Source organism: Endozoicomonas montiporae CL-33 (assembly GCF_001583435.1).
Lineage (GTDB): Bacteria > Pseudomonadota > Gammaproteobacteria > Pseudomonadales > Endozoicomonadaceae > Endozoicomonas_A > Endozoicomonas_A montiporae.
This window is the reverse complement of sequence record NZ_CP013251.1, coordinates 5,288,359-5,311,509: the sequence shown is the minus strand read 5'-3', so window position 1 is coordinate 5,311,509 and position 23,151 is coordinate 5,288,359. Positions and strand designations below refer to the sequence as shown.

Below are 23,151 nucleotides of genomic sequence, written 5' to 3'. Positions count from 1 at the left end.
TAGTCAGTCGTCAAAGCCAAAATCGGCTTTCTGTTTCATAATATCGCGACGCTGCTTTTTATCCGGACGACGTTCTGGCCTTGGTGTTGCTCCACGCAGTGCCTTGCGTTGTTCGGCACTGGCTTCACGCCGGGCTATGCTGTTGCTGGTTTCTTCGTACAGCTGTTGAGCGACTTCGGCTTTCTGGCGCTTATCACTCAGGGCACGAACAATCACGGTTTTTTCGTCCCAGCCTACTCGCAGGCGAAGCTCATCACCGACTTTGGGTTCTTTGCCCGGCTTACAGCGACTGCCGTTCAGGTGAACCTTGCCACCGTCGATGGCTTCTTTGGCAATATTGCGGGTCTTGTAGAAGCGTGCTGCCCACAGCCACTTGTCCAGACGAATTTTACTGTCGGACTGATGATCACTTTTGTTTCTGGATTGACTCATACCGTTTTTTCAATCGCTACTTTTTCGGGGGCTATTAACTCTCTGAAGTCTTCGACGGCCTCATAACCCTGTGTATCCCATGCCCCTTTCTTGCTATCGGGATAACGGACGGCCAGCAGATGACGAATGCCATAGGTTCTGGCGGAATTCAGGATTCGTACACTGTCGTCGATAAACAGAGCCCTTTCTTTATCAAGGCTGATATCGACTTCCAGATTTTGCCAGAACGCCTGGGATTCTTTCGGGTAGCCATAGTCGTGAGAGCTGATTAAACGATCAAAATAGTGCGCCATCGACAGTCTTTCAAGTTTCAGAGACAGGCTGTCAGGGTGTGCATTGGTGATCATAACGACTTGTTTGCCGCGCTCTTTCAGGCTGTGGAGAAATTCCCGGGCGTGTGGTCGGAAAGATATTAGGTGGTTGACTTCGTTTTTCAAGGCTACGATGTCCAGATCCAGTTCTTTTTGCCAGAAGTCCAGACAGTACCACTGTAACCGGCCTTCCTGTTGTGAAAAGCGGGGTTCCAGTTCGTCTTTAGACTGCTTTATGGTGATGCTGTGCTTCTCTGCGTATTTTTGCGGGACGTATTCCTGCCAGAAATAGTTGTCGAAATGCAGATCCAGCAGGGTACCGTCCATATCCAGCAGAACGGTATTGATGGTATTCCAGTTCATCATTTGGAAATACTCTTGGGTTAAAGGTCGTTTTAAAGCGAGAGCGATAGAGAGGACGAACGATCATTGTCTTATAATAACGCCTCAGTTTGAGACTGGGAACGATGACAACAAATGCCCATAAATAATGACAAGCCTGTCGTGAATGACAGACCCAGGATTAAGTCCTGTATTGAAATTGCCAAAACCCGCCTGTTTCGTGTTGAAGCTCTGGAACTGGAGTTTTCTAACGGTGAGCAGCGAACCTATGAACGTCTGGCCGGTTCCGGCAGTGGCCGCAAAGCCGTAATGGTGGTGCCTATGCTGGATGACCATCGCTTTCTGTTGGTGAAAGAGTTTGCTGCGGGTACTGAGGATTATCAGCTCAGTTTGCCAAAAGGGCTGGTGGAGCTGGATGAAACGTTGTTTGAAGGTGCCGACCGCGAGTTAAAAGAGGAAGCGGGTTTTGGTGCAAGACAGTGGGATTACATTACCGAATTTACCGTGTCGCCTAATTACATGAAAAACCATATTCATGTGGTGCTGGCACGTGACCTTTATCCGGAAAGACTGGAAGGTGATGAACCGGAAATCATGGAAGTGGTTGAATGGTCTCTGGATGATTTACAAACATTGAATGACCGGCCGGACTTTTCAGAAGCCCGTACACTGGCAGCGCTGTATCTGGTTCGGGATAAACTGCAAAACGGCCTCTGAAAACTGTTCTCGCATTCAGGAGCGATAATGAACGAACTGATTAAAGCGGTAAGAGAGATTGCCCGTAAAGCGGGAGACACCATTCTTGATGTTTATGAGCAACAGGAACTGGGCATTCAGACAAAAGCAGACGCTACGCCTGTGACGATGGCGGACTTTCGCGCAAATGAAGTGATTGAGAAAAACCTGCTGCGTCTGGATGTGGCTTACCCGATTCTTTCAGAAGAATCGACCCATGCTGATTTATCGGTTCGTCAAACCTGGTCTCGTTACTGGCTGGTGGACCCTTTGGACGGTACACAGGAATTTATTAATGGTAACGGGCAGTTCACGGTGAATATTGCCCTGATGGAGAAAGCGCCCAATGGCTTCAGTTACCCATTGTTTGGTGTCGTGCATGTGCCCGTGACCAATACAACCTACTGGGGCGGCAAGCAGTCCGGTGCTTTTAAGCAGGTCGGCAGTGAACCGGTAGAGCCTATTCAGCCGCGTGCTCTGAATCTCGATGATGTTATTGTTCTGGGCAGTCGTACTTATGGTACGGCAGGAGCTGCACAGTTTATTGAACGACTCCGGGAAACTTATCCAGACCTTACCCTGCAAAAAGTGGGCAGTGCATTGAAGAGCTGTCTGGTCGCAGAAGGAACCGCTGACCTGTATCCGCGTATCGGGCCAACGTCGGAATGGGATACGGCTGCCGTTCAGGGAGTGGTTGAAGGCGCTGGTGGACAGTTGTTGAATCCTGAAGGCGAACGGTTTGCCTACAACTTCAAGAACCATTTATTAAACTCGGATTTTCTGGTGTTGGGTGATGTGTCAATAGACTGGGCATCCTTCTGGAATCCGGATGCCTTAAACGCGCTGGGATGATTTTCTGACGCTATTGTGTCATCGCCTTACTTTGCGATTCCTAGAAAATGTAGTGGACCTGATCAGCTTCAATGACCGGAAGCTGGTCTTCCCTATGGTTTACTGTGCCTTTGATGACGGTCGCCTCCCGAAAAGGAAGCCCCTGTTCGGGAATGGCATGGGTATCAATTTTGATATGGATATCACCATCCTCACCACGAAACAGGTAGGTACCACACTCAATTTTCCGGATGATTTCGCCGGTAATTTTAACTGGCTTCTCATGGGTAGGGTTGGTAAGCACCTGTTCAATGGAGTGGTGTTCATAATCTGAAAGGGGTAAAGCGTTGGATAGTGTTGTCTTTATTGGCTCAGCAGGTTCTGCTGACAGTATTCCAGTGGTTAACCCTGTTAGAAAGGCCAGCCCGACAGAACCGAAAAATAGTGTTTTCATTCATAATCATCCTTGAAAGCGCCTACCCTGAGAATAGCTTCTTACCAAAAACATGCGTTTGCTGAATTGAGGTTAACAACGTGGAAAAAGTGTTGGTCAGTGCCTGTTTGTTGGGCAGACCTGTACGATATAACGGAAAGTCTCTGACCGTTGACAGTCAGTATCTGGATAAATGGCAACGGCAGGGTCGGCTGGTGGCTATCTGCCCCGAAATGGAGGGAGGGCTACCGGTGCCCAGAGCGGCAGCTGAAATTGTTGACGGTCAGGCAGGCGATGTGGTCGATGGTACCGCTGAAGTGATCACTATTGCAGGAGAAAATGTCACGGCTCCATTTATGAGTGGTGCAGAAAAGGTGTTGTCCCTGTGTCGGCAGCACCACATTAAAATGGCTGTTCTGGCGGAAGGCAGCCCTTCCTGTGGCTCATCGGAAGTGTATGATGGCTCGTTGGTAGTGGGCCAGAACTGTTATATCGCGTGAATATTGACCCCAAACTCAACTTTATTAATCAATAATCCAATAACAATATCGTGCATCTTTTCGAGCTTTGAAAAACAAATTGTCTTTCTGGCCAACCGTTTAATCCAAGTCCGAAAATTAAGGTTTTTACGCTCTATCTTCTGAGTGTTTGCTTTACCAATAATATGCATGTTTTCATCAAGGTGTCGCTCATAGGCTCCCCAATCATCGGTGTAAAATTTATTAATACCAAATGGCTTCAGAAGTGTTTTGAGTTCTTTAAAAACTTCATCTTTCCGTTTTCCGAAAACATAAGCAAGCACGGTATTTGTAGCGTGATCAACAGCATACCAAAGCCAGCGTTGGTTCGATTTATCATGAACATACGACCACTGCTCATCTAGCTCAGCCTCTTGGCAGACAAGCCCTACATGAATAATTGCATCTGACTTGAGATCAATAGTTTGAATATTTGGGTTGACCTTTACCAGACCGCTTTCTTTTTTTTTAGAGTCTTTATTACTGTTGTCTTGCTTATTCCGAGTACTTTACTTGTATCCCTGATTCCGCTGCCATTTATTGCCATATCGATGATTTTTTCTTTAACGCCAGGCTCACAGGCCTTGTAGCGATATTCAAGCATGAAGGTTTTGATTTCACATTTGTCATTACAGCAATAGTATCGTGGAACATCATGAGTGCTGTATCCGAAAGGCCGAACTTGGTTACTGCCACATGTTGTACAGAGGACTTGCGTAAGGCACATTTTTAAACCGCATTTTTCAAAGTTGCCGAATGTCGTATTTTAGCAGACAGGGCTAGAATCACAGAACTGTGCCACTACCGGCTCGTTTTCGGGGCGCAGGATTGCCGGAATGGGTGTCACTTCTGCTTTGCTGGAAAGACATGGTGTTCAGGTTTTCAGTCAGTTTCAGCTTACCAGTGCCAGTCATTATCTCAATCGCATTGAAGCCAGTGATTAACGGCCTGCCAAAGTTCGCACCCGAATGAGGACTATCGCCGATAGACCCTGAAAGTCGCTGTGTTAGCCTTTCTACCTGCAATTTTTCCGGAATAAATGAAATGATTAACCGACTACCTGCCTGGGTATGGTTCGGGGGCGTTTTGCTGACTTTCTCGGCAGGAATGGTCAACGCCATTGCTTATCTCAGCTTCACCGGTCAGGCGGTAACGCATGTGACCGGCTCTATCACTCTTGCCTCTGTTGAAGCCGCTAGGGGAAGCTGGCAGAGCACAGTACATTTACTGGCGGTGGTGCTGGCTTTTTTTGTAGGCGCATTTCTGAGTGGGCTGATCATTAAAGGGGAAACGTTAAGACTGGGGCGAGGTTATGGCTTTATCCTGCTTCTGGAATCCTGCCTGTTACTAATATCGCTCTGGCTTTACCATCACAGCTCATTCAGTGGACAGCTGGTGGCATCGCTGGCCTGTGGTTTACAAAATGCAATGGTCAGTACCTTTAGTGGCGCCGTGTTGCGAACCACCCATATGACCGGCATTCTGACGGATATTGGTGCCAAGCTTGGTCGATGGCTGAGGGGAGCCCCTATGGATAAACGACGATTGCTACTTTATTGCCTGTTACTGACAGGTTTTACGACAGGCGGTGCTCTTGGCGCTTTTCTGTTTATGTCTCTGCGTTACAGTAGCCTGATGATTCCAGTCCTGATCACTGCCTCTGCCGGTATCGCCTATATGGTTCATGTGGTGAGACTTCGCAGACAGCAAAAGAGTCTCTATATCGCAGGTTGATGTCGATGGTACAGTACCGGTTAACTCTCCACATAAAACTATAAATGAGTTATCCGGCTATGAAAAAACATTTACTGTCGTTTATTTGCTGTCTTGCGCCTTCTACATGGCTTTTATGAATCAGGCTTTTATGAATCACGCTTTTATGGATCAGCTTTCGGGCTATGCAGGTGCAGGCATAAAGGCTCTTCCTATTGTTCTGTTGATTTTACTGGCATTCAGACAGTTAACCGGAGTCTGGCGAAACGCTATGTTGGCTGCTCTGCTGTTTTCTGCAGGGGGAGATGTGTTACTGGCACTGGATGGCGGCAGTGGCGATTTGTTTATTGCCGGTCTGGGCAGTTTTTTGATTGCGCAGTTAACCTATGCCGGACTGTTCTGGACTCATCGTGTGTCGGGTACACGACGAATCGGGTTGGCTATTTTTGCTTTCGTGTTTATATCGGTGGCAGGTATGGTTGTAGTGCCTTACACCGGTGATATGCAGGCGCCAGTGATGGCTTATATTCTGGCTATTGGTGCCATGCTGATGGGCGCAGCGTTGTGTGACCGGCCTGTGAACCGGTTGTTTCTGGGAGCGCTATTGTTTGCGGTGTCTGATCTGGTGATTGCAGTGAACAAGTTTATTATGCCTTTTGCCTGGGCAGGTGTTGTGATTATGGTGACCTATTACATGGCGCAATATTTTATTGTGATGGGGGTACTAACAGGGGCTGACGACAATGGTTGAACGTCCCGTCATATCGTTTATTTGCTGCTAAGCTTGTGGCTCAATCAATAACAATGAGTAGTAGGCATGTCGATAGAAGCAAGGCTGGATAAACTGGAAGCACAGCATCGCAACCTTGATTCCGAAGTGCACGGACTGGCGAGAGTTTGTGCAGAGATAAAAAATATCGCTCTGACGAACCAGCATGACATCGCTGGTTTAAAGACAGATGTTGCTGGTATCAAGTCTGATGCTTCGGGTGTTAAATCGGACTTGGTTGCATTAACACAAGCGACCCATGCAGGCTTCAAGCGGGCCGATGAACAACACAATGAGCTTGTAAAGGAAGTCAGGGAAAATCAAAAAGAGAATCGAGAGCGGTTTGATAACTTTGAGAGTCGTTTCGACCAGTTTGAAACCCGCTTCGACCAGTTTGAAACCCGCTTCGACCAGTTTGAAACCCGCTTCGACCAACTTGAAACTCGATTCGACCAGCTGGAGCTTCTTATTCGCCAGTCATTGCCTTGCAACTGACTCTACGTATGAAAACCAAAAAAGCCGGAGCAGACGAATCTGCCCCGGCTTTACACAGCAATGGTTTAACGCTTAGCGAACGCCCAGCTTGCGCAGGGTGCCAGGCGAGAAGTAAGAGATCGCCTTGGGCTGTTCGTTATAAAGGGCAGGCTTCGTGTAGTTGTACAATTCATCGGCAAAGTATTCACGAGACACCAGATCGTGATAGAAGAACGTTCTTGGGAATACACCCTGTACATCGTACAGATTGGCGCTCAGACCCATGGACGTGCGCCAGAGGTTGTCACGGTTGTCAAACTGGTCAACGGCGGCAGCGATCCAGGTGTCTTCATCAATATACAAGACACGAGTCTTGAATATATTCCGCTCACCTTCCTTAAGCTTTGCTTTAACAACCCATACCCGGTGCAATTCATAACGCATAAATTCAGGGTTGGCATGTCCGGGCGTCAGCAGCTCAGACATTTCAACATCGGCGTTTTCAAACTTATTGTTGTTGTACGGGATGTACATTTCCTGCTTGCCAACCAGTGTCCAGTTGTACTTCTCCAGTGAACCGTTGAATCCGAATGACTCGTCGGTGGTACGCCAGTTAGCGAGACCCTGTGGAGTGTCGAATGAAATGGTCGGTGCACGACGTACACGACGTACGCCAGGTGTGTATGACCATGCAGCACGGGCTTTGGTTGAGCGATCCATAAACTCATGAACCAGATAGCTCTTACCCTTATCACGGGTAGGTGCTGTTGATTCAATCAGCGTATAGAGAATCGGGTTCTTGCTGGAATCAAACTGACCCACTTCACTGTCAGGATCGTGATAAGCGTAATAATCGTATCGGTTTTGCCCGCCAACCAGCTGGGAACCATTACGATAGGTGACGACCTGTTGAACCTGCTTGTAGGTTGAGTAGGCTGACTTGGCAAGACCTATGTTCCATACGACTTCAGCACCGCTTTGGGGAATAGGGAACGGCGCGCCGCCTACAGCATTAACCACCGAGTTCTGGTCTTCAGACAAGGTGGTGCGGGTTGCGTTTTTGCGGGTCTGCTCAATGTTGTAATCCGAATAACGGGCATCACGATGAGACGGATAAACCGGCATCTTGGAGGTATCCGGATAGTTCTTGAACATGGCCTGCATGCCCGGCGTCAGCTTGTCCTTGTACTGCTCCATATTTTCAGCAGTAATGGTGAACAGCGGCTTTTCGTCAGCATAAGGGTCAACGTAACGGTCGCCTTTTTTATAGCTGGCAGGTGTCTTGAAGTTCGGGTTCCAGGCAGGAATGGTGCCTTCGGCATTACCTGCCATTTCTGCACCCATGGGGGTCAGAGTGGTACCCAGCTGTTTCGCTTCTTCTTCCGAAACCGCGGCAGAAACGCTGCCAGCGAAAAGTGACAGACTCGTTATAGTGACTGCCAGCAAAGATTTTCTTATTTTCATTATTATCTCTCCGTGGCGCTGCTTAGAAGGAATACTTCAGGTTGATGGATGCGAAGTCGCGGTCTGTGTACTTATTATCCTTGGCATCGCCGAAGTAAGCTGTGTAAGCAACACTGGCTTCAATGTTGTCTTTGTAAAAGACTTTGGCAGCAATACTCATCCGGTCAGTGTTCTGGCCGTTGGTGAAGGTGCCGGCGGCAGAGTGTCCGTTGAAGTTTTTACTGAAGCTGACAGGGACTTCCAGGTTAGTGGCTGGTGCTACGTTGTTGTACTTCAGAGTGATCATGCCACCCATGCCTGAACCTGAGCGATCGTCAGTCAGATCCGATACAGAACCATCTTTAACATCCAGAACTCTGTTGTAACCGATTTCTCCAGTGAACAGAACTTCATCAGCAAAGGATGTTTGACCAAAAGAGTGGATCGCACTGAGTTGGACTTGAGCTGTAGAGCCTCTTTTTGGAACGGGGCCTGCTTGGCTATCCACAAGGGCTACAGCGTCTTTTCTGTGAGCAATTTCACCGCCTATGTTTGTGTTACCAATCACAGTACTAAAACTGGCACCTGTTAATTTAATATCCTCAGCGTATTCCAGATGGTATGTTGTTGGAATGATCACATTTGGAGCTTGTGGATGAGGCCCAAAGGATCGAATAACTGATGGGTTTTTGTCATGATAATTCATGTAATAAAGACCGAAATCTGTGCCGTAACCCAGATTTTCAGCGTAATACTCAAAAGCTACACCCCACTGACCAGTGTCTTTCGCATCTATGTCAGTTCCTCTGCTAAAAGAAACTGGCTGGCCTTCAATCAGAATTGATTTACCTGCTTCATCCAGCATGTCTGTATAACTGAAATAACTACCAGACTCATTCACTTCAGTCTTTTTCCACTCCCATTGGGAGTAAGCGGAGACGCTCAGGTTATCAGTCATATCAAACTGCGCCAGAACCTGACCCACTGGAAGATAAATGTCTTTTACTTCAACACCGGGAATAACACTTTTCGATGCATCGGCCGGACTTTGTGCTGTACTCATGCCCGGAATGTAAAGGCTGGTACCCCAACTAACCACCTGTTGACCTACCCGCAAACTCAGACTGCGCTCGCCAATATCAAAGGTGCCGTAAGCAAAGGCATCCAGCATACGAGCTTTGCTGCCGTTGGAGTCTTTCAGCTGGTCGGAAAAACGGTTGTGCTGACCATAACCGTTATAGGTGCCAGCGGAATCATTGTCGTTTTTGCCATAGTAAGCTTCGTCGTAGAACGCACTGCCTCACAAAAACAGTCCCAGGTTTTTATAACGGGTATCGACTTCAGAGATAATGGAGAAACGATTATTGATCATGGAACCTTTCTTGAAATTGCGGTTACCATCATCACCATTAATATCGGCTAACAGGTCATCATCCGGCTTTTGCATCCGCCAGGCCGCGCCATAGGACAGGGTGGTATCCCAGTCGATAGAGACGTTGTCTGAAGGTTGAAAGGATAAAGCCTGAGCATTTTGGGCGGCAAAAACGCCTGCAATAGCAATCGCCAGCAGCGTTTTTCCGGAGGAGTGTGTGTGTCGCATTGTTTGATTTATTCGTCTTTATTATTGTTTTATCAGACAACTTGCCACAGGAACTAAAGGTTTACTGCCTGCTGGTGCTTCCCATGCACCGAACCTTACTTTACTGCATCAGTTTGTGGGCATGATCGTCGATCACGGTGGTGTCAGGCTATAACGATTCCTTATGGCGCAACATACTTAAAAAGGACTAGTTGGAAAAATTAATGGTTAGAGTGTGTTAGACGTATCAGAAGCTACAGCTGTTCGTGCTTCATTTCCAAACGTCTTATCCGACTTTCAAGGCTCATGCTGTGCTATCAATGCTCGGACATTGAGCACAGCATGAACAGACTCATTTAGGGGTTAGCAAACACTGTTAACGAGTCAGGTAAGTGTGCATGAAGGCCGTAATGCCTGCCATGTCTTCAATGGCAATGTACTCTTCAGTGGTATGCACTTTAGCCATGCCGGTAGACAGGTTAACCGTTTTGATGCCTTTTTCGCTGAAAATATTGGCATCGCTACCACCACCGGTTGGCATGGTTCTGGCCTCAAAACCTGCTTCTGCGAACGCGGCTTTTACATCTTCAACCAATTCGTCATCATCGGCTATTTTAAACGCGTTATAAGCACGGGTAGAAACAATGTCGATCTCTGCGCCATGCTTTGTGGCAGCGGCTTCAAAGGTGGTAATCATGTGTTCCACCTGGGCAGCCAGCTTGTCGTCGTTAGTCGAACGGGCTTCTGCTTCGATGAATAGCTCAGGCATTACAATATTGGTCGCCTGACCACCTTTTACCACACCAATGTTAGCTGTGGTTTCTTCATCAATGCGGGACAGGTTCATCCGGGTGATGGCATCAGCAGCAACCGTCAGGGCGTTTATGCCTTCTTCCGGAGCCAGACCAGCATGCGCTGGACGACCAGTGATGTTTACTTTGATGTTCTGCTGGCCAGGTGCAACGGTGATAATAGTGCCAATCGGACCTCCGGAATCGAGAACGATACCGTTTTTGGATTCTACATGAGACATATCAAAGTGCTTGGAACCATGCAGGCCACCTTCTTCATGAACGGTAAAGGCCAGCTCGATGGTTTTGTGCTTCAAACCCTGCTCTTTGATAGAGCGCACCGCTTCCATAATGGCGGCAATGCCTGACTTGTCGTCACCACCCAGAATGGTGTTGCCTGCAGAGCGGATAATGCCGTTCTCTATTACAGGTTCGATATCGTTACCCGGAGTCACGGTATCCATGTGGCAGCTGAGCAGAATGCTGCCTTCCAGATCGCCCGGCAGGTTCGCGTAAATATTGAAACCATTGGAGATGTCCGCTGGCACCGGCAGCTTTTCAACGCGAAAACCCATGTCAGCCAGCTGCTCAGCCAGAGCTTCCGAGATGGCTTTCTCGTTACGGGATTCGCTGTTGATCTTCACCAGGTCAATGAAGTGTTGGACAAGTCTGTCTTGATTGATCTTGGACATAGTTCACTTTCTTCAGGCCTTTCAGCCCGAGACAACCCGCTTAATAAATGACGTTCAACGATAATTGATTTTAATACCTGTGGTCATATGGTGAAATACTTACGCTATGGCTTTTTTAGAGTAGTGATTAGAATTTGTAACAAAGATAACCATCGGCTAATAACAGGTTGTTGAACAGTAATATGATCATAATTATTGATGTTTTTTAACTAAAAAATCATTTGTAGGCGTTTATCCCTATTTCGATGCGAGTTTGCGCAGTTACCGTGCTGCCTTATTTTTTTTACAATTACGGGGATATAAGTCGTTTTCCCTGTTGTTTCAACATATACATGCTGTATTGGTTGAAGGGCATTTCTATGCTCTTTATTTTATTGAATATTATTCAACCAGTCAGTGATAAGTTGATGGACGGTAGTGTGCTTTTTTGTGAAGCGTTAATTCAAATTGATTGACTGGCTAGTCAATATAAAAAGCTTTTCATAAAATAAAAATATCTTAAGTAATGTTTCAGAAATTCAAGAGAAATGTTTCTATTGTCTATAAACTTAAGAACTTGGTATAAGTTGGTTGGGTTTGTTGTCTGTATGTTTTTGAATTCAAATAAGATTTTCAATGGAAAAACGTGTATTGTCCCTAAATTTACCCGAACTATATACACTCAGATAAACCCGAAAACTGGTTTCGGTCATTCAGTCAGGTTATCGAATAACCCGAACTGATTTTAAAAAACTACACAAACGGTCAAAAAAGCAGTACCTAAATTGTGCCTGTCAGAAAACCTCTGAAAAATGGCAGTCGTTCCTGGCCGACAGAAGTTGATAACGGCTGGATTTCAGTTACCAGACGAACAAAGGATGTTTTTTGTACTGCGCTGCTCAAAATACAACCTGATTCGACTATCTACGAGCACAGTAATCTCTCATGCTTGGCATGATCAAAAGTAAACTGACGGGAGCCTGACTGAAAGGCTACTGACGATCTCTGGTCAGCAGAATTTTACCCAACCGCTTCAGGTTGCTGGCGACAACAGCCAGTGCGACATACCGCTCAAAGCCTTCTATCCCTTTATCCGGGCATTTGTCGAGACCATTCGCTTCCAGTGCGTTGATATCGGATTCAACGGCTGAGTGCTTCCTTCTTGCCCGGATAAATTCCGGGTGGCATTCCCGTTTTTTGTCATTGGCTGACAGCCTGCCTTTCTTGGGGAGAACCGGGCGTTCCAGAAGAACTTCCAACTTTTCAAGATTGCCCGGACTCCAGAAGCCTTTGTCGTAGCTCACCTGGCTTAATGTCGGGAACCGCTTTTTGGCAGCCTCGGCCATAGGTACTGTAACCTGGTCGTCTGTTTGTTTTTGCATGACCTGATGATGCAAAGTAAAACCGAACTGATCCTGCAACACGCAGACCCGTAACCCCAGTTCAACCGGAGTTCCGGCTTTGCCTTTGCTGATCCATTCTGTATGAGGCTCAAAGATTGAGAACACCTTCTCATTATGGGGAATCTGCTCATGTTCTATCACCCGTCGGTAAATCAGGTTTATCTGGTGACGGCTGTGGGCTATGTGGTATTTGAGGTTTTCCAGCCTTGGCTCATCCGGTTGTTTTTTCAACAGCAAGGACAAGGTCGTTTCAGCTTTGCGGACAATTGAAAGGCTGTACTTTATGTACTCAAGGTGAGCCATTTCAATGTCGTGCTGCCGCTGCTGTTGTTTCAGTTCACAGGTTGCGCTGGAATGCTTCAGGTTTCGAGCCTTGTTGTAGCGTTTGCGATGCTGGTCTTTAAGATATTTGCTCTGACGCCAGCCCGGAAGCTGGTACTGATTGGAGAGAGCGGATGCAAACTCAATGCTTTTACGGCAAGCGTCGCTCAGAAGGCTGATATCCGTGGGGAAATGGACATCGGTTTTGACTACGAAGGAATCGGCACGGCCATGTAGCGGCTCATCTTTTTTTTAACCAGCTGGTGACCTGCATCCACCGTGACCTGGTTAATCTGATCCAGTATCTCCGGTGTGAAGAGGCTGATGTTATCCTGCAATGTTTGTATGTGGTAGGAATGGGTACAATATGGGCCGTGACCGAGCATTTTCCGTAATGTCCCATGTTCATTAGCCAACTCTTGCAAGCGGTCATAGTCACAATTAGTGACAAGGCGCAGAGTGCCGAAAACCAGAATGTTCCAGAGGTCCATACCGGGACGACCGTTGTGCCGACTGGCAGGAATCATGTTCTCAAGCACCTGAAAAACCCTGTGTCGCAGATCAGGTGTTATCCAGATATGTTGCAGCCCCGAAGCAGACGGGGAATGTCGTCTCTGGACTTGGGATTAAACGTGATGGCAGAGATATCAACTTCGCCCAACTGCATTTGTGGGTTGATGGTTTGGCGCATAAATGTGAAAACAGCTTGTTTTGGAAAATCTTCGAGTACTATATGGGGCTACAGGCTGCTGTTTTCAAGTGTTTGTGGGTTTTCGGACAGGCACTAAATTATCCGAACTAACAAAAGCCTTGGCTAACATAGCGTGCAGACAATATCAGGCAAGTGTTTAGATTTAGAATATTGAACGTCTATTGACGTGCAATGTGTCAATCCAAGGGTAGTCATTCTGTATAAAGAGCGATTTAGGTACAGGCTAATAGCTTCAAGGCCTGAAGTTCCTTTTCTCTAAACAAGAATATAAAATCAAGAAAAATAAAAAGAATAATATAAGATCCTATAGAATAGGAAGTATACTACAGGCGTTGGCTTTTTTCTCTCATATTATGTGATATTCATATCACTCGTGGGCTATTGAAAATCTGGTTTTAAGCTCTCGAACTGCAAAAGCTGCTCCATCAAGTGGTGGTTATTAATAATCGGGTTTTTGGTTCACGAATAAGCAGAGCTTTACTACCTAATGGTGGTTATAAATAATTTCGTTTTTAGCTCGCGTCGTAATAGTGCAATACTGCCATCAGATGGTTAAGTTCAATTCAAATAAGATTTTTAATGGAAAAACGTTCTTCATTTCAAATTCAATTGGCTGTTATTAATGCTTTGGCAAGGCGCGAATTGAAAACTCGGTTTGGTCAGTATCGTTTAGGTATTGTATGGGCATTGCTAGAGCCTTTAATGCAAATGCTGTTTTTTATGGTGATGTTTCATTTCAGAGGAATGAGTGGAGTTGGTGGTCTTGCTCTTCCTATATTTTTAGCAACGGGCTTAGCTCCTTTTCAGTATTTTAATAGGGTTGTCAATCAGGCATCTGGTGCAGTTTCTGCAAACAGAAATTTGTTCATATATCGACAAGTTAGAGTTTTTGATGCATTTTTAGTTCGTTTTTTACTGGAAGCGATCATTTCATTTGTCGTACTTATCACATTAATAGCTGGTACATGGTGGGCTGGCTATGATGTTGCTGTGTATGACTCGATACTGTTTTTACAGGTTTACTTACTTCTAAGTTTTCTCTCATTTGGTATTAGTCTGATTGTTGGTGTGATTACAACACTTTACCCTGAACCAGCTAAGTTTGTACCTTTTTTGTTAAGGCCATTATTTTTTATTTCAGGTACTTTTTTCTCAATCAATGAAATGCCCGCAGTCACTCATGATTTCTTACTGTGGAATCCTTTACTCCATGCATTCGAACTTTTTCGATCTACCCTATCAGTAGGCTATGACTCATCATTGGTGAGCTTGAATTATCTACGACTGTTTACTTTGTTTGCTTTGACACTTGGCATGTTGATGTATAGGGCAAACTGGCGAAAAATGCTGACTGTATGATTACGTTTGACAACGTCACAAAGTATTTCCCTACAAAGAGTGGGCGTCATTATATTCTTAAAGATGTGACGCTCACTTTACCTGGCGATAAAAATATTGGGGTGTTTGGTGCTAATGGTAGTGGCAAAAGTACCCTGATGAATCTGTTAGCAGGTGTTGATTTTCCTAACAGGGGAAAAATTAAGGTTGATGGAGATGTTTCCTGGCCTTTGGGGTTAGCTGGTTATCAGGGCAGCATGACAGGTCGTGAAAATGCAGAATTTATCTGTCGTGTTTATGGTAAAAGTAAAGCACAGTTTAAAGAGCGTTTGGATTTTATTAAAGAGTTTTCAGAGATTGGTAAGTTTTTTGAAATGCCACTGAAAACCTATTCGTCAGGTATGAAGTCAAAGTTTTCATTTGCTGTCAGTATGGCATTTGATTTTGATTATTACCTGATAGATGAATTAACAGCAGTAGGCGACAAACGTTTCAGACAAAAATGTCATGATGTTTTTGAAGAAAAAAAAGGGAGAGCAAATTTTCTCTTTGTTTCTCATAACCTGAACGAGCTTAAGCGTCAGTGTGATATTGGTATTTTCATAAAGGGTGGCAAGATTCATGTTTATGAAAGTATCGACGATGCAATCAAAGCCTACAATGCTGTTTAATGTAGAATGAATCGATAATGACTAAAGCGAAAGAAGCGACACCTATTCCTAATCGACTCACTATAAGAAAAGAAAAAACCAAGTCGAAAAAGGCAGGTCTGAAAAACAACAAGTGGTACAAACTCGCCAGACGCCATCTTTTTTATCGTCAGGCAGGCCGATGGTTTCTTGGGTTTGTCGTTATACCGTGGACATTGTCTGCTGCCTACTACACTGGCATTGCTTCTGAACGATATGTGTCTGAAGCCAGCTTTATGATTGAGAAAAGCGACAGTGGAGCTGGCAGCGTTGAGGGGTTGAGTCTGTTTGGTGTGACCCCCCAGGCTGGTAATGACCAGAGAATTCTTGAGGCGTTTATCAAATCACCAGACATGATGTACTTTCTGGATGAACAGGCAGATTTGCGCAGGCATTACACTGATAAGGCCGATCCTCTGTCCAGGCTTTCTCTAGATGCCAGCCATGAACGTTTCTTGCAATTTTATCGTGATCATATACGCATTCGCTTTAATGATAGCAATGGGATGCTGGATCTTGAAACACAGGGCTTTACACCTGAGTTTGCACAAAATCTTGCCCGGTTAATACTGGAGCGTAGTGAAGCTTTTGTGAACGAGATCAGCCATAGCCTTGCAGCTGAACAACTGAAGTTTGTACAGCAGGAAGTTGGGTTAACGGAACAACGGCTGAAAGAGATGACAGCCAATCTGGTTGCCTTTCAAAATGAGACTGGGTTGTTAAGTGCGACAGAACAGGGAGCTGCCTTAAACAGTATTATGAATGAGTTACAGGCTGAACTTATTCGTAGTAAGACCGAACTACAAACACTGACTTCATACCTGAACGAAAATTCTTCCCAAGTTGTGGCATTGAAGCAACGAATTGCCGCCTTACAGAAGCAACTGAGTGCTGAAAAAATAAGGTTGACCGATAGTGAGACTACGACGTTGAACGATCTGGCTGCACAGCAGCAGGAACTTCAGCTTGATCTTGATCTCGCAACCAAGGCTTATTCATCGGCACTGGTTGCACTGGAAAGTGCGCGTACTGAGGCCAGCCGTAAATTAAAGCAACTGGTTGTAGTCAGTAGCCCGCACCTGTCTGAAGAGGCCAAATACCCACGGGTTGCCTATATCCTGATTAATATCCTGTTGATCCTTTTGGCAATATACGCCCTGGTTCGTATGATACGCGCAACAATTCGAGAGCATAGAGACTAACAAAACAATGAAACTGACCCATGCTTTTGGCTGCGCTGCTGCTTTACTGCTCAGCGTTGCTTCTTATGCCAGTGTGCCTGCACCTGAAAGCGAAACTTCTGGCCCTGAGGTTGTTGAACAGGCAACTATTCGTCCGGTTTTCGGACAAAATCTGTTTGATGGATTCAGGCAGGCCGAGTTTAAAGGCTTTAATCCGGATTATAAAATTGCCATTGGTGACAAAATCAACCTGCAGATGTGGGGTGCCTATGAGGTAGCGGTTGAGCTGGATGTTGATGCTCAGGGAAATGTCTTCATTCCACAGGTTGGTCCAGTAAAGCTGCAAGGTGTTGCCAATAAAGACCTGAACAAAGTAGTAGAAAAGAAAGTTCGCAGTGTGTACCAGAGCAATGTGAATCTCTATGCCAGCCTGAATGCGACCCAACCGGTTAAAATATTTGTAACTGGTTTTGTTCAGTCTCCCGGACTTTATGGCGGCTTCTCTTCTGACTCCATTCTGGCCTTTCTCGCCAAATCTGGCGGTATTCGCCCAGAGTCTGGTAGTTATCTGAACGTTGAGCTTAAACGTGGTAATAAAACTAGAGCCTTCTTTAATCTTTATGACTTCCTGCTCACAGGTACCATTGAGCAGGTACAGTTGCAGGATGGCGACACACTGGTAGTAAATACTCGTCAGGGCATAGCGGCGTTCAATGGCTTGGTTGAAAATCCAGTTCAGATTGAATTTGCAGGAGGCGAAATAGCACTGGGCGACGCTCTGCATATGGTTGGCCTGATGCCTGAAGCTACACATGTTCGTATTGCGCGAAACCAGCTGACTAAGCGTAGTGTTGACTACCTGCCACTAGAAGAGGCTAGAAACGTTGATATCAGCAGTGGTGACGAAGTAACAGTAGTGTCTGACAAGATGCCGGGCACAATCAGTGTGTCGGTTGAAGGTGAGCATAGCGGTCAGGCTATTTATGTTCTTCCTTATGGCAGTACGATTAATGACCTGATGGCCCGATTACAGCCTAATGAACGATCTAACCTTGAGGCTATGCAGCTTTTCCGTGAAGAAGTAGCGCAACGTCAGAAAGCCATGCTGGATGTTCAACTGCAGCAACTGGAACAAACTGCACTTTCTGCACGAAGTAAAAGTGTCGGAGAAGCTCAACTAAGGCAGTCTGATGCTGAGTCTATTCTTCAGTTTGTAGCCAGAGCAAGGCAGGTGAATCCACGGGGTCAGGTTTTACTAGGTCAAAGCCAGAATCGTATGGATGTGATGCTTAAGGATCAGGATCGGATTGTTATTCCAAATAATACTGTTCTGGTGCAGGTTCATGGTGAAGTCATGTTCCCCAATGCCATGGTGTTTGATGATGGCAATAGCATTAATGATTATGTAAACGCATCAGGTGGTTATTCACAGAAAGCTGACCAGTCACGTGTGCTGGTATTGCATCGGGATGGTTCGATATCTCGTATTGAATATAAAAACGGATTATTTAGTAGCGGTTTAACAAAGTATGAAGTCAAGCCGGGCGATGAAATTCTGGTAATGCCACAAATTGACCTGAAAACAATGCAGTATACCAGTGACATCATGCAAGTTGTCTATCAGGTGGCGATGAGTGCTGCTGTAGTGCTAAGGCTTTGATTTTAATAGTAATAAATTTGCAATACTAAAATATTTGTTGACAAAGAAGCGTATTGTTGATTGGCGGTAATTAATTTTCTAAATAATAACAGTTAAAGCATTAAAAAATAGTAATAGTGTTGTTTTGATAGTGCTTTATCCATTCAAAAGCTTGTGCGAAATGTCTATATGCACAGGTTTCATTAACACATAGTCGGAGAATTCAGTGAGTTTAAGTGCAGGCAATCATTATTTGCGCCAGGGACAATATGATAAGGCTATTGCCGAATATGAAAAAGTTAAGCATTGTGATGTTCTTGGGGACACTGCAAGATTTAACTTAGATTTAATAGCAAAAAAAACAAATAGATCTGCTGCGAATGAGAGTAAGCTATTACTTTCTATTGTAATGCCTGTCTTCAATGTAGGCCCCTACCTTGATGCAAGTATACTGTCTGTTTTGAATCAGGGTTTTTCAGACTTTGAGTTGATTATTGTCAATGATGCATCAACAGATAATTCAAAAAAAATAATCGACATGCATGCATCTCAAGATTCTAGAATAAAAGCAATACATTTGGACTTTAATACTTTAGGTGGTGCAGGAATTCCAAGTAATATTGGTATTAAGCATGCAAAAGGTAAATATATTGGTTTCGTTGATAGTGATGACTGGATTACACCAAATGCACTAGCCGAATTGGTAAATTGTGCAGAACAACATTCCGCAGAAATTGTCGTTGGGGATTTTTGCACATTTCATGAAGATGACCGTTCTGTTGCAAAGAGCTATGACAGTGCAAGTTGGCAAGGGATACCCATTGGTGAAGTTCTTTCTGCGAAAGAATATCCACAGGTTTTCAGAATTTCACCAGTACCTTGGAGAAAGCTGTATAGAGCTGATTTTCTAAAGAGCAAAGAAATTCTCTACCCAGAAGGGGATTATTTTTACGAAGATAACCCATTGCACTGGTTTGTATTGAGCCAGACAGAAAAAATGGTATTTTGTGAAAAGGTTATCAGTTATCACAGAATGGCAAGGGAAGGGCAAACTATGGACGCTTCCACCTATAAGCTTTCTGCGATTTGTAGCCACTTGAACACTATTGCCAGCAAGGTAATTTGTCAGGCACCAAAAGTGGATAAGAATGTTGCCCGTGAATTTTATGACTACTGGTATCGTTGTGACTGGATCGCAGCGAGACAATCGGATAAGCGTGTTGAAAATTTAATCAGAAAGCAAATGAGCATTATTTACAATAAATGTAAAGGTGTTATTGAACCAATCAGTGATAGAGCTAATTTTGCGAACAGAGTAAAACAGTGCACGGCAGCATATCAAGATATTGATTTAACAGTTGTTATTCCATCGTATAACTGTGAGGAATTTATTAGATCAACTATTCAATCTGTACTAGCGATAAAAAAAATCTCCATCAATGTTCTTGTTATTGATGATGGCTCAACTGATAGCACAGTAGACATTGTCAAAAAAATCGAAAAAGAAGATGAGCGTGTTATCCTGTTTCAACAAAAAAACCGCGGTGCTGGGCGAGCAAGAAACTCAATAATCCCTCTTTGCACTGGTGAATACACTTACTTCCTTGATGCGGATGATTACATTTATCCTGATGCATTAGAACGCTCTGTGATTGCGGCTAAGAAAAAGCAGCATGACTTGATGTTTTTCAAATATAGAATTGAATTTTATGAAGAAAACAAAAGTCGTGGAATGTTTAATGCTGATGCAGAACTATGGAAAATTGTCGATAATTGCAATGGACATGATGAGCGTAAAAAAGCTGTCGCTGGTTTAATTAATTATCCATGGAATCGGATCATTAAAACTAAGCTCCTGCTAGACGAGAATATTTTCTTTGGTGGAACCGTTGTTCATAACGATATCCCATACCATTGGCATAGTATTTCTGCAGCAAAAAGTATTGCACACAAAAATGAAGAAGTGTGTGTTCATAGAAAATTTAGCAATCGAGAGCAAATCACCAATATCAGCGATAGCAGGCGAATGTCGGTGTTTTCAGCTTTGGAATACACCAATGAGAAAATAAAGCAATATTGTGTCCCTGCGGAAATTGAGTCCACTTGGCGAAAGTTCAGTGCAGATTTGCTAAAGTGGGCTAGAACCAGAATCCCTGAAGAGTTGCTTGAAGATTTTTCAGACAAAGAAATAGCTTTCCTTTCAAAAGATTAAAGTAGAGTTTTATTATGTATGATTACCTGATTGTAGGTGCCGGATTATTTGGTGCAACCTTTGCTCGTCTTGCAACTGATGCGGGGAAAAAATGCCTGATTATAGACAAGCGTAATCACATTGCAGGCAACTGCTATACAAAGCATGAAATGGATATTGATGTCCATGTCTATGGACCTCATATTTTTCACTGTAATGAAAAAAAAGTTTGGGATTTTGTCAATCGATTTTCTGAATTTAACAACTTTAGAAATAGCCCTATTGCGATTCACCAAGATAAAGCTTACTCTCTACCCTTCAACATGTATACATTTAACCAGATGTGGGGAGTTAAAACGCCAGAGGAAGCAGTCGCTAAAATTGAGTCTCAGCGCTTAAAGCTTGATAGAGAGCCATTAAATCTGGAAGAGCAAGCACTAAGCTTGGTTGGTCATGATATCTATCATACTTTAATCAAGGATTATACAAAGAAGCAATGGAAAAAAGACCCTAAAGAACTTCCTGCATCAATTATTAAAAGGCTTCCTGTCCGACTGACATGGGACAACAATTATTTCAATGATAAGTATCAGGGTATCCCTGAGAATGGTTATACAGCCATGTTTGAAAATATGCTTGATGGCATTGAAGTAAGATTGGGTGTAGATTATTTTAAAAATAAAAAAGAATTAAATGATCTGGCTGGTAAAGTTGTCTTTACAGGGAAAGTGGATGAGTTCTTTGATTATAGATTTGGCGAGCTGGAATATAGAACTTTAGAGTTCCAAACAGAAGTGCATGATGCCGAAAATGTACAAGGAAATGCTGTAGTAAATTACTCTGATGCAAATGTGCCATGGACAAGAATTATTGAGCACAAGCATTTTCAGCCCGGAAATAAATCGAAGAAATCATTGGTAACTAGAGAAATACCAGCAGAATGGAAAGATGATAGTGTGCCTTATTACCCTATAGGTAACACAGAGAATAGTGCATTATATAAAAAATATGAAAAATTGGCTAAAGAGTGTGAATCAGTGGTTTTTGGTGGCAGGCTTGCTGAATATAAATATTATGATATGCATCAAATTATTATTTCGGCTATGAATAAGTTTGAATCTATAAATTAACTTTATTATTCTCGAAGTATCTTTAAGACATTATCTTTGGGGTTGAAATTAGACTCCATTATCAGATATATTTCACGAGAACTTCATTCTAATTGTATCTAGCTCACTTCTCATCATTCCCTAAAGTTTAAATTCGAAGCGATTTTCATAGGGAAGTTGTGGTTATCGTCACTCCTTTCGTATGGCTTAGTACAAGCCATTTTTTTTGCGAATACAGTTCGTTTTCTTTATATAAATAGTAGTGAAAACAATGAATATCTCAAACCTAATTAGTAATAAAAGCAAGTCAGCGATTTCAGTTTCAGTTTCGGCTGATCATTTAAGAAAAGTACCCAGAGTAGGAATTACAGGCTCATTTGGTCGAGGAAATTATGGTGATGAACTCTATGTTCAGACCTATCAGCATTGGTTTGGACCTTGGGCCGAACTCCATCTTATGTCGAATTTGCCACGACCAGAATATTTTAATGATTTTTCAAAAGCTCGTGTTGACTTGATGGATGCAATTGTCTTGGGCGGGGGAGACTTACTTTGTGCTTACAAACCAAAAGTCGATCGTGATTTTATTCATCCACATTATTTACGCCGTCCACTACATGTTGCAGGCATTGGTGTGGAACGCAACCGTCCAGACAAAAATCCAGATATCGTAAACAAATGGAAATCATTCCTGAACCATGAAAATGTTAAATCAATAACAACACGTGACCCTGGCTCTAGCACATGGATTGAAGAAAATATATGCCCTAGTCAGCCTGTCGGCCATCATCCGGATCTAGTGTGTGCACTACCCTTGCCTCAAGCAACTAAACCTAAAGGTGCCCCAATTTTAGGAATAGTTACTCGCCACATTAAGCACCCACGTGAATATGTACTATTGGCAGAAATTGGTGCAAAAATGGCCTCCCAGGGTTGGCGTATTCAGCATATTATTGGAGGGGTACGCGAGCATGGGAAAAAAGATTTCGAAAACTCAAAACTTCTGGAAATACCTGGTAAGGAAACGGTCTATAGTGAGGATCTTGACGAAATCAGCCGTGCTATAGGTGCATGCAGTCTTGTTCTCAGCATGAAGCTTCACACGACAATTGTTGCAACAATGTATGGTGTACCTACTATCTGTGTAAATCCAGTTGTAAAAGCTAAGCAATTCTTAAAATCAATTGATAGGGAAGAACTAGCCTTCAGCCCCAACGATCGAAAAATTATTGAACTAATTGACTCTGGAGTACCCGAGGTTCCTATGGATAAAGTAGGAAAGCTCAGAGAGGAAGCTTCAGATTTTATGCGTTCACTCAGCCAAAAAATTTGGAATGATTATCGTGCAACCTCACCAGATCTTGAGTACATTCTAGAAGAGCAAGTCAGGCTGCCTTAATACTAAATCCAGCAAAGTGATCATCTATTAATGTAGTTTAATAGTTGAGGTGGCTTCTCTCTTAGCCTGATGCGTTTGCGACTACTTAACTACCGCAAATGTATTAGGCTCAGTTTTCCTTAAAATT

The 23,151-nt window shown here is 44.0% G+C and carries 19 protein-coding genes and 2 pseudogenes; 13 read left to right on the top strand and 8 right to left on the bottom strand.

Annotated features, from left to right (window positions below):
* Positions 1-3: 3 nt before the first annotated feature.
* Together EZMO1_RS24580 and yrfG are read right to left on the bottom strand one after the other, a co-directional pair.
* Complete coding sequence (locus tag EZMO1_RS24580; RefSeq protein ID WP_034877691.1) at positions 4-432, bottom strand: RNA-binding S4 domain-containing protein; 429 nt, start codon at positions 430-432, stop codon at positions 4-6.
* Positions 429-1,109, bottom strand: a complete 681-nt coding sequence (gene yrfG / locus EZMO1_RS24575; protein WP_034877692.1) for a GMP/IMP nucleotidase — start codon at positions 1,107-1,109, stop codon at positions 429-431. Before yrfG ends, EZMO1_RS24580 begins: the two co-directional genes overlap by 4 nt.
* A 111-nt stretch (positions 1,110-1,220) precedes the next feature.
* Here yrfG and nudE point away from each other — a divergent pair, with 111 nt between their 5' ends.
* Positions 1,221-1,802: an ADP compounds hydrolase NudE gene (gene nudE / locus EZMO1_RS24570; RefSeq protein WP_051790229.1), complete on the top strand. Its 582-nt coding sequence runs from the start codon at positions 1,221-1,223 to the stop codon at positions 1,800-1,802.
* 27 nt (positions 1,803-1,829) lie between these two features.
* The gene (cysQ, locus tag EZMO1_RS24565) at positions 1,830-2,672 is read left to right on the top strand and encodes a 3'(2'),5'-bisphosphate nucleotidase CysQ (protein ID WP_034877693.1); all 843 of its coding nucleotides are present in this window, start codon (positions 1,830-1,832) and stop codon (positions 2,670-2,672) included.
* Positions 2,673-2,712: 40 nt separating this feature from the next.
* On the opposite strand, the gene EZMO1_RS24560 is transcribed toward cysQ, so the two are convergent.
* Positions 2,713-3,105, bottom strand: a complete 393-nt coding sequence (locus tag EZMO1_RS24560) for a NirD/YgiW/YdeI family stress tolerance protein (RefSeq protein ID WP_034877694.1) — start codon at positions 3,103-3,105, stop codon at positions 2,713-2,715.
* An 80-nt stretch (positions 3,106-3,185) separates the two neighbouring features.
* Between EZMO1_RS24560 and EZMO1_RS24555 the strand changes: the two genes are divergently transcribed.
* Positions 3,186-3,584, top strand: a complete 399-nt coding sequence (locus EZMO1_RS24555) for a 2-thiouracil desulfurase family protein (RefSeq protein ID WP_051790231.1) — start codon at positions 3,186-3,188, stop codon at positions 3,582-3,584.
* Here EZMO1_RS24555 and EZMO1_RS28395 read toward each other — a convergent pair.
* Positions 3,572-4,329, bottom strand: a protein-coding gene (locus EZMO1_RS28395) for an IS1 family transposase (protein WP_420809906.1) whose coding sequence is annotated in 2 segments (ribosomal slippage) — positions 3,572-4,062 and positions 4,062-4,329 — 759 coding nt in all. Because the reading frame shifts where the segments join, the coding sequence is not laid out codon by codon here. The genes EZMO1_RS24555 and EZMO1_RS28395 overlap by 13 nt on opposite strands.
* Positions 4,330-4,646: 317 nt before the next feature.
* Here EZMO1_RS28395 and EZMO1_RS24540 point away from each other — a divergent pair.
* The 3 genes from EZMO1_RS24540 (at position 4,647) to EZMO1_RS24530 (ending at position 6,579) form a co-directional block, all read left to right on the top strand.
* A complete protein-coding gene (locus EZMO1_RS24540) occupies positions 4,647-5,336 on the top strand; it encodes a YoaK family protein (protein ID WP_034877696.1) in 690 nt (229 codons plus the stop codon).
* Between the two features lie 145 nt (positions 5,337-5,481).
* Positions 5,482-6,066, top strand: a complete 585-nt coding sequence (locus EZMO1_RS24535; RefSeq protein ID WP_222842166.1) for a lysoplasmalogenase — start codon at positions 5,482-5,484, stop codon at positions 6,064-6,066.
* A 66-nt stretch (positions 6,067-6,132) separates the two neighbouring features.
* Positions 6,133-6,579, top strand: a complete 447-nt coding sequence (locus EZMO1_RS24530; protein WP_034877697.1) for a hypothetical protein — start codon at positions 6,133-6,135, stop codon at positions 6,577-6,579.
* 72 nt (positions 6,580-6,651) lie between these two features.
* Here the strand turns inward: EZMO1_RS24530 and EZMO1_RS24525 are convergent, their stop codons facing one another.
* The 4 genes and pseudogenes from EZMO1_RS24525 to EZMO1_RS24505 form a co-directional block, all read right to left on the bottom strand.
* Positions 6,652-8,022 (bottom strand): DUF1329 domain-containing protein, encoded by a 1,371-nt coding sequence (locus EZMO1_RS24525; RefSeq protein WP_034877698.1) that lies wholly within the window; start codon positions 8,020-8,022, stop codon positions 6,652-6,654.
* 22 nt (positions 8,023-8,044) lie between these two features.
* Positions 8,045-9,601: pseudogene (locus tag EZMO1_RS24520) on the bottom strand (DUF1302 domain-containing protein).
* Between the two features lie 355 nt (positions 9,602-9,956).
* The gene (locus tag EZMO1_RS24510) at positions 9,957-11,063 is read right to left on the bottom strand and encodes a M20/M25/M40 family metallo-hydrolase (RefSeq protein WP_034877699.1); all 1,107 of its coding nucleotides are present in this window, start codon (positions 11,061-11,063) and stop codon (positions 9,957-9,959) included.
* Positions 11,064-12,034: 971 nt separating this feature from the next.
* Positions 12,035-13,457, bottom strand: a pseudogene (locus EZMO1_RS24505) (ISNCY family transposase).
* A gap of 600 nt (positions 13,458-14,057) precedes the next feature.
* Here EZMO1_RS24505 and EZMO1_RS24495 point away from each other — a divergent pair.
* From EZMO1_RS24495 to EZMO1_RS24465, 7 genes are all read left to right on the top strand, one after another.
* Positions 14,058-14,837, top strand: a complete 780-nt coding sequence (locus EZMO1_RS24495) for an ABC transporter permease (protein WP_034877702.1) — start codon at positions 14,058-14,060, stop codon at positions 14,835-14,837.
* Positions 14,834-15,487 (top strand): ABC transporter ATP-binding protein, encoded by a 654-nt coding sequence (locus EZMO1_RS24490; protein WP_034877703.1) that lies wholly within the window; start codon positions 14,834-14,836, stop codon positions 15,485-15,487. Before EZMO1_RS24495 ends, EZMO1_RS24490 begins: the two co-directional genes overlap by 4 nt.
* A 17-nt stretch (positions 15,488-15,504) precedes the next feature.
* A complete protein-coding gene (locus EZMO1_RS24485) occupies positions 15,505-16,707 on the top strand; it encodes a KpsE/RkpR family capsule polysaccharide export protein (protein ID WP_034877704.1) in 1,203 nt (400 codons plus the stop codon).
* Positions 16,708-16,714: 7 nt separating this feature from the next.
* Positions 16,715-18,346, top strand: coding sequence for a polysaccharide biosynthesis/export family protein (locus EZMO1_RS24480; protein WP_051790266.1), 1,632 nt, complete (start codon positions 16,715-16,717; stop codon positions 18,344-18,346).
* Positions 18,347-18,551: 205 nt separating this feature from the next.
* Positions 18,552-20,537 carry a glycosyltransferase family 2 protein gene (locus tag EZMO1_RS24475; RefSeq protein ID WP_034877705.1) on the top strand — a complete coding sequence of 662 codons (1,986 nt, stop codon included), beginning with the start codon at positions 18,552-18,554 and terminating at the stop codon, positions 20,535-20,537.
* A 14-nt stretch (positions 20,538-20,551) separates the two neighbouring features.
* Positions 20,552-21,646, top strand: coding sequence for a UDP-galactopyranose mutase (glf, locus tag EZMO1_RS24470; protein ID WP_034877706.1), 1,095 nt, complete (start codon positions 20,552-20,554; stop codon positions 21,644-21,646).
* Positions 21,647-21,896: 250 nt separating this feature from the next.
* Positions 21,897-23,024 (top strand): polysaccharide pyruvyl transferase family protein, encoded by a 1,128-nt coding sequence (locus EZMO1_RS24465; protein WP_082212257.1) that lies wholly within the window; start codon positions 21,897-21,899, stop codon positions 23,022-23,024.
* The last annotated feature ends 127 nt before the right edge of the window (positions 23,025-23,151 follow it).

Bases quoted from the DNA above. Each gene is read 5' to 3' on its own strand.
- EZMO1_RS24495 (WP_034877702.1), top strand. From the start codon at position 14,058: ATGGAAAAACGTTCTTCATTTCAAATTCAATTGGCTGTTATTAATGCT.
- EZMO1_RS24560 (WP_034877694.1), bottom strand. From the start codon at position 3,105: ATGAAAACACTATTTTTCGGTTCTGTCGGGCTGGCCTTTCTAACAGGG.
- EZMO1_RS24535 (WP_222842166.1), top strand. From the start codon at position 5,482: ATGGATCAGCTTTCGGGCTATGCAGGTGCAGGCATAAAGGCTCTTCCT.
- EZMO1_RS24525 (WP_034877698.1), bottom strand. From the start codon at position 8,022: ATGAAAATAAGAAAATCTTTGCTGGCAGTCACTATAACGAGTCTGTCA.
- EZMO1_RS24465 (WP_082212257.1), top strand. From the start codon at position 21,897: ATGAATATCTCAAACCTAATTAGTAATAAAAGCAAGTCAGCGATTTCA.
- yrfG (WP_034877692.1), bottom strand. From the start codon at position 1,109: ATGATGAACTGGAATACCATCAATACCGTTCTGCTGGATATGGACGGT.
- EZMO1_RS24485 (WP_034877704.1), top strand. From the start codon at position 15,505: ATGACTAAAGCGAAAGAAGCGACACCTATTCCTAATCGACTCACTATA.
- EZMO1_RS24510 (WP_034877699.1), bottom strand. From the start codon at position 11,063: ATGTCCAAGATCAATCAAGACAGACTTGTCCAACACTTCATTGACCTG.
- glf (WP_034877706.1), top strand. From the start codon at position 20,552: ATGTATGATTACCTGATTGTAGGTGCCGGATTATTTGGTGCAACCTTT.
- EZMO1_RS24580 (WP_034877691.1), bottom strand. From the start codon at position 432: ATGAGTCAATCCAGAAACAAAAGTGATCATCAGTCCGACAGTAAAATT.
- cysQ (WP_034877693.1), top strand. From the start codon at position 1,830: ATGAACGAACTGATTAAAGCGGTAAGAGAGATTGCCCGTAAAGCGGGA.
- EZMO1_RS24530 (WP_034877697.1), top strand. From the start codon at position 6,133: ATGTCGATAGAAGCAAGGCTGGATAAACTGGAAGCACAGCATCGCAAC.
- EZMO1_RS24540 (WP_034877696.1), top strand. From the start codon at position 4,647: ATGATTAACCGACTACCTGCCTGGGTATGGTTCGGGGGCGTTTTGCTG.
- EZMO1_RS24480 (WP_051790266.1), top strand. From the start codon at position 16,715: ATGAAACTGACCCATGCTTTTGGCTGCGCTGCTGCTTTACTGCTCAGC.
- nudE (WP_051790229.1), top strand. From the start codon at position 1,221: ATGCCCATAAATAATGACAAGCCTGTCGTGAATGACAGACCCAGGATT.
- EZMO1_RS24490 (WP_034877703.1), top strand. From the start codon at position 14,834: ATGATTACGTTTGACAACGTCACAAAGTATTTCCCTACAAAGAGTGGG.